Below are 5,135 nucleotides of genomic sequence, written 5' to 3'. Positions count from 1 at the left end.
AACTACCTTCGCGTCAGGGAATGGCAGGATCTCTTCGCCCAGCTCCGCCAGATGGCCCGCCCGCTCGGGATCAGCCTGGACAACAAGCGCCTTGCCGATCCTGTGGGCAACCACGAGGGCATCCACATGAGCCTGCTGTCGGGCCTCCTCAGCCACATCGGCATCCTGGACGAGCGCAAGCGCGAATACGCAGGTGCCCGCGGCAGCCGGTTCGCCATCTTCCCCGGTTCGTCGCTCTTCAAGAAGTCCCCCACGTTTGTGATGGCTGCCGAACTCGTGGAGACGAGCCGCCTCTGGGCCAGGGTCGCAGCCAAGTTCGATCCCGTCTGGGCGGAGCAGGTGGCACCGGACCTCGTTAAGCGCAGCTACAGCGAGCCGCACTGGTCCACCAAAATGGGCGCGGTCATGGCCTACGAGAAGGTCACCCTGTACGGCGTGCCCATCATCCCGCAGCGCCGGGTCAACTACAGCCGAGTGGATCCTGTGCTGGCCCGCGAGCTGTTCATCCGGCACGCCCTGGTGGAAGGCGATTGGAAAACGCACCACAAGTTCTTCCACCGCAACCGCGCCCTGCTTCTGGAGGTCGAGGAGCTCGAAGCCAGGATGCGCCGCCGCGACCTGCTGGTGGACGACGAAACGCTGTTTGAGTTCTACGACGCCAGGATCGGCCCCGACGTTGTATCCGAACGGCACTTCGACAAATGGTGGAAGGAGGCCCGGCAGCAGAATCCGGACCTCCTCGACTACGACAAGTCATTGCTGCTCAACAACGACGCCGATGACCTGGACGAGGCCGCTTATCCGAAGACGCTGTTGCACAAGGGCTTCGAGCTGCCACTCAGCTACGAGTTCCACCCTGTGGCGCCCGGGTCACCGCCCAACCCGTCCGACGGCGTCACGGCCGAAGTCCCGGTGCTCTTCCTGAACCAGCTCGATGATGCCGCCTTCCGCTGGCTGATCCCCGGCCAGCGTGCCGAGCTCGTGGCTGCCCTGATCAAGTCCCTGCCCAAGCAGGTCCGCAAGAACTTCGTCCCTGCTCCCGATGTGGCCCGGCAAGCCGTTGCCGCCCTGGAATCGGACTTTGATCCGGCCCACGATGAGCTGGAAGCTTCACTGGAACTGGCCCTGCGCCGGATCCGCGGCCACGTCATTCCATCCGGTTCCTGGAACTGGGACGCGGTGCCGTCCCACCTGCGGGTGAGCTTCAAGGTTGTCGATACCCAGGGCAAGGTGCTGGACGAGGGCAAGGACCTCGCGGCCCTGCAGGAGCGGCTGGCCCCGGCAACACGCCGCGCCATTGCTGAATCCCTGGGGGCGACGCCGGGAACCACCGCGCCGCAGTCTCGGGGAAATTCGAAGACACCCGGAAGGTCCGGCGGGAACGTACCCGCTTCGTCGGCTGGCGGAAATGCAGCCGGCAGCGGCACAGGCTTCACGGAACAGTCCGGCCTGACGGAGTGGGCCTTCGGCACGGTGCAGCGGCAGGTCAGCAACACCGTCAACGGCCACATGGTCACCGGCTATCCGGCGTTGGTGGATGAAGGAACATCAGTGGCACTGCGAGTCTTCCAGACCTCGTCGGAGCAGCTCGAGGCCATGCGCGGCGGTGTGATCCGGCTCCTCGCCATCCGAGTACCCTCACCGGACCGCTACGTCCTGGAGCACCTCAACAACACCGAAAAGCTGACGTTCAGCCAGAATCCGCACGGTTCCGTGTCAGCCCTCATTGCCGATTGCGCCCTCGCTGCCGTGGACAAACTGACCCCGGCGGAACTCCCGTGGGACCGGGCGTCCTTCGACGCCCTCTACGAGCAGGTCCGGGCAGAACTCATCGATACCGTCTTTAGCGTGACGGCCGTGGTGGAGCGCGTCCTGGCCAGCACCCGGCGGATTGAGAAACAGCTGAAGGGCACCACCAGCCTCGCACTCATCAGCGCCCTGAACGACGTCAGGAGCCAGCTCGAGCAGCTGGTGTTCCCGGGATTCGTGGCCCGCACCGGCTACAAGCAGCTGAGCCAGCTCCCCCGCTACCTTGCCGCCATCGAGAAACGCCTCGAAAAGCTCCCCGGCAACGTCCAGCGGGATGGCCTGAGCATGGCCGCGGTCCAGCGGCTGGAAGACGATTACGACGACGCCGTGTCGGCGCTGCTGCCAGGGCGTCGGGTGGGTGCCGAACTGACGCAGGTCCGCTGGATGATCGAAGAGCTGCGGGTGAGCCTCTTCGCCGTCGAACTCGGAACGGCCTATTCCGTCTCCGAAAAGCGGATCCGGGCTGTCCTTAACAAGGCGCTCGCGCCGGCCTAGGCCGGCAGGAAAAGACCCTGCCGGCCCACGGCTGGGGCGGGCAAAGTCCGCCGGGCCAAACCGGCGCGAGCGTCAGCCTCAGCTGGCGGGAACGAACTGCGCATAGCCGGCGGCCCGAAGCCCGGCGCGCAGCTTTTCGGCGTTCGCGTCCAGCACGGCGGGATCCGGGTTCTGGTCGGCCGAGGCGAAATCGAAATCAGCCATGGTCCTGGACGGCCACACGTGGACGTGCAGGTGGTTGATCTCGTACCCGGCCACAATCAGCCCCGCCCGCTCGGCGGGAAAGACGTCCAGCTGCACCGCACCGATCCGCCGGGCCACCTCCATCACCTTCGCGAGGGTCTCCGGGGACGCATCCGTCCAGCGGTCCACCTCCTCGGTGGGGACCACCAGGGTGTGCCCGTCGGCCAGGGGACCCGTGGTCAGGAAGGCCGCAACGTCAGCCTCCCGCCAGACGAAGCGTCCGGGGATCTCGCCATTGATGATTTTGGTGAACAGGGTGCTCATGCGTCTGCCTTCTCGGCCGGAGCCTGCAGGGTGCTGGTGTCCAGCACAAACCGGTATTTCACGTCGCCTGCCACCATGCGGTCGTAGGCCTCATTCAGCTGGTCTGCGCGCACCAGTTCGATATCCGCCACTACTCCGTGCTCGGCGCAGAAGTCGAGCATCTCCTGAGTTTCGGCGATGCCGCCGATCAGCGAGCCAGCGTACGCGATCCGCCGCCGGATAAGGGCCCCCGGATTCACCGGCGGCATGGCGTCGGAGGGCAGGCCCAGCTGGAACAGCGCACCGTCCACGCGCAGGGTGCGGAAAAACGGATTTAGGTCGTGCGGAGCAGCCACGGTGTCGATAATGAGGTCGATGGTGCGGTCCGCGGCGGCCATGGCATCCTTGTCCCGGGACAGGACCACTTCGTCGGCCCCGAGTTCCAGCGCGGCCGGAACCTTGCCTTCGGAGGTGGTGAACACCACCACCCTCGCCCCCATGGCCTTGGCCAGCTTCACGGCCATGTGTCCGAGCCCGCCGAGCCCCACCACGCCCACCACGTCGCCTTCCTCCACGTCGAAGTGCCGCAAGGGAGAGAACGTGGTGACGCCTGCGCAGAGCAAGGGGGCGACGGCGGCGGGGTCCAGGTTGCCGGGCACTCGGACCACGTAGCGCCGGTCCACCACCACGGCGGACGAGTAACCGCCCTGGGTGATGGCATCGCCGTTGCGCGGATCCTTGGCGCCGTAGGTCCCGATCAGCCCGATTTCGCAGTACTGTTCCAGCCCGTCCAGGCAGCTCTCGCATTCACGGCAGGAATCAACCATGCATCCGACGCCAACGCGGTCCCCCGGGATGAAGTCGGTCACGGCCGAGCCGACGCGGCTAACGGTTCCGACAATCTCGTGGCCAGGGACCAGCGGATATTTCTGGCTGCCCCATTCACCACGCGTGGCGTGCACGTCCGAGTGGCACAGGCCGCAGAATTCGATGGCAATTTCGACGTCATCTGCTTTGGGGGCACGCCGGGCCAGCGTCAGGGGTGCCAGGCCGCTGTCGGCGGAAGCCGCGCCATAGGCGGCTGCCAGCACGCCGGTGCCGGGAACGGTGTCCAGGTCCGTAGCAGGATGAGCAGCAACAGCATCGTCGTTCGGCAATACGGGGCGGGCAAGGGGCGGCGGTACGGGGCGTCCTGGGGTCATCCTTCGACGCTACCCCCGCGGGCCGCCGCATGGCCACTCGGGCCACTGCCCGTCGCCACCGGCAGGGCCGGATTGTTGGACCATTCCGAGAAGGATCCCGGATAGAGGGCGGCCCGGAATCCGGCGATTTCAAGGGCGGCCACCTCATGGGCGGCAGTCACGCCCGAGCCGCAGTACACGGCCACCGGGACCTCGTCACGGACGCCGAGGTCCTCGAACCGGCGCCGCAGCTCGCCAGCTGGCAGGAAGTGCCCGGCCCCGTCCACGTTCTCCGTTGTGGGTGCGCTGCGGGCGCCCGGAATGTGGCCGGCGCGGGGATCAACGGGTTCAAATTCGCCCCGGTACCTTTCGCCGGCCCGGGCATCCAGGAGGACGCCGGTTGCCGGCCAGTCTGCCGCTCCGGCCGCGTCGATACTGGGCATCCTGCCTCCGACAGGGGCCATATCAAAGGAGACACGCCCGACGGCGGCGTCCACGGGTCCGGTGTCTAGCGGCAGTCCGGCGTCCCGCCAGGCGGCCAGTCCGCCGTCGAGCAGGTACACGTCCTGGAACCCTGCGTTGCGGAGCATCCACCAGAGCCGGGCGGCGGCCATGTTGCCGCTGTTGTCATAGGCCACCACAACGTCGCCGTTGTTGATCCCCCAGCGCCTGGCAGTTTCCTGGAATTCCGCGTCCGTGGGCAGCGGGTGCCTGCCGCGGGCCGGGGTGGCCGGCGTCGCCAATTCGGTGGCGAGGTCCACAAAAACTGCCCCGGGGAGGTGCCCCTCAAGGTAGTGTTCCCGGCCGTGCGGGTCCCCCAGCGCCCAGCGGACGTCCAGCAACACGGTTCGCTGGCCGGCGTCGAAACGCGCCGCCAAAGCCGGGACAGCCATCAGTGGACCCATCGTTCTCCTTGCAATTGTGCTTGTGAGGTGTGCAGCCGCTGATCCAACTCTAGCTGCGGCAGAACGGCTGGCGGGTAGGGCCGACGGTAGGCTGGTCCGGTGAAGAACGCGAGCGCTGACCGGGCCTGGGCTGACCAGGCCATCAGAAAAGTCAATGCGGAAAACAACCGGTCCGCCGATACCCATCTCTACTCGGTACCGCTCCCGCAGCACTGGGGCGTCCAGCTTTACCTCAAGGACGAATCCACGCACCGTTCGG

At 66.7% G+C, this 5,135-nt stretch carries 4 protein-coding genes and 1 pseudogene; 2 read left to right on the top strand and 3 right to left on the bottom strand.

The features are described from left to right. Positions 1–2,304: DUF3418 domain-containing protein (locus V6M49_RS05205; protein WP_332760414.1), on the top strand; the 2,304-nt coding region annotated here is incomplete at its 5' end. Between the two features lie 78 nt (positions 2,305–2,382). On the opposite strand, the gene V6M49_RS05200 is transcribed toward V6M49_RS05205, so the two are convergent. The 3 genes from V6M49_RS05200 to V6M49_RS05190 are packed head-to-tail and all read right to left on the bottom strand — an operon-like array spanning position 2,383 to position 4,876. Next, the gene (locus tag V6M49_RS05200) at positions 2,383–2,811 is read right to left on the bottom strand and encodes an HIT family protein (protein ID WP_332760412.1); all 429 of its coding nucleotides are present in this window, start codon (positions 2,809–2,811) and stop codon (positions 2,383–2,385) included. After that, complete coding sequence (locus V6M49_RS05195) at positions 2,808–3,992, bottom strand: NAD(P)-dependent alcohol dehydrogenase (RefSeq protein ID WP_332760411.1); 1,185 nt, start codon at positions 3,990–3,992, stop codon at positions 2,808–2,810. Before V6M49_RS05195 ends, V6M49_RS05200 begins: the two co-directional genes overlap by 4 nt. Then, positions 3,989–4,876, bottom strand: coding sequence for a sulfurtransferase (locus tag V6M49_RS05190; protein ID WP_332760409.1), 888 nt, complete (start codon positions 4,874–4,876; stop codon positions 3,989–3,991). The genes V6M49_RS05195 and V6M49_RS05190 overlap by 4 nt, the downstream gene beginning before the upstream one ends. A gap of 99 nt (positions 4,877–4,975) precedes the next feature. Between V6M49_RS05190 and V6M49_RS05185 the strand changes: the two are divergent. Continuing rightward, positions 4,976–5,135, top strand: a pseudogene (locus tag V6M49_RS05185) (PLP-dependent cysteine synthase family protein); the annotation flags it as partial.

It is taken from the genome of Pseudarthrobacter sp. (assembly GCF_036675385.1).
Lineage (GTDB): Bacteria > Actinomycetota > Actinomycetes > Actinomycetales > Micrococcaceae > Arthrobacter.
Note: the sequence above shows the minus strand (reverse complement) of the source record. Positions and strands in the feature narration are given on the sequence as shown.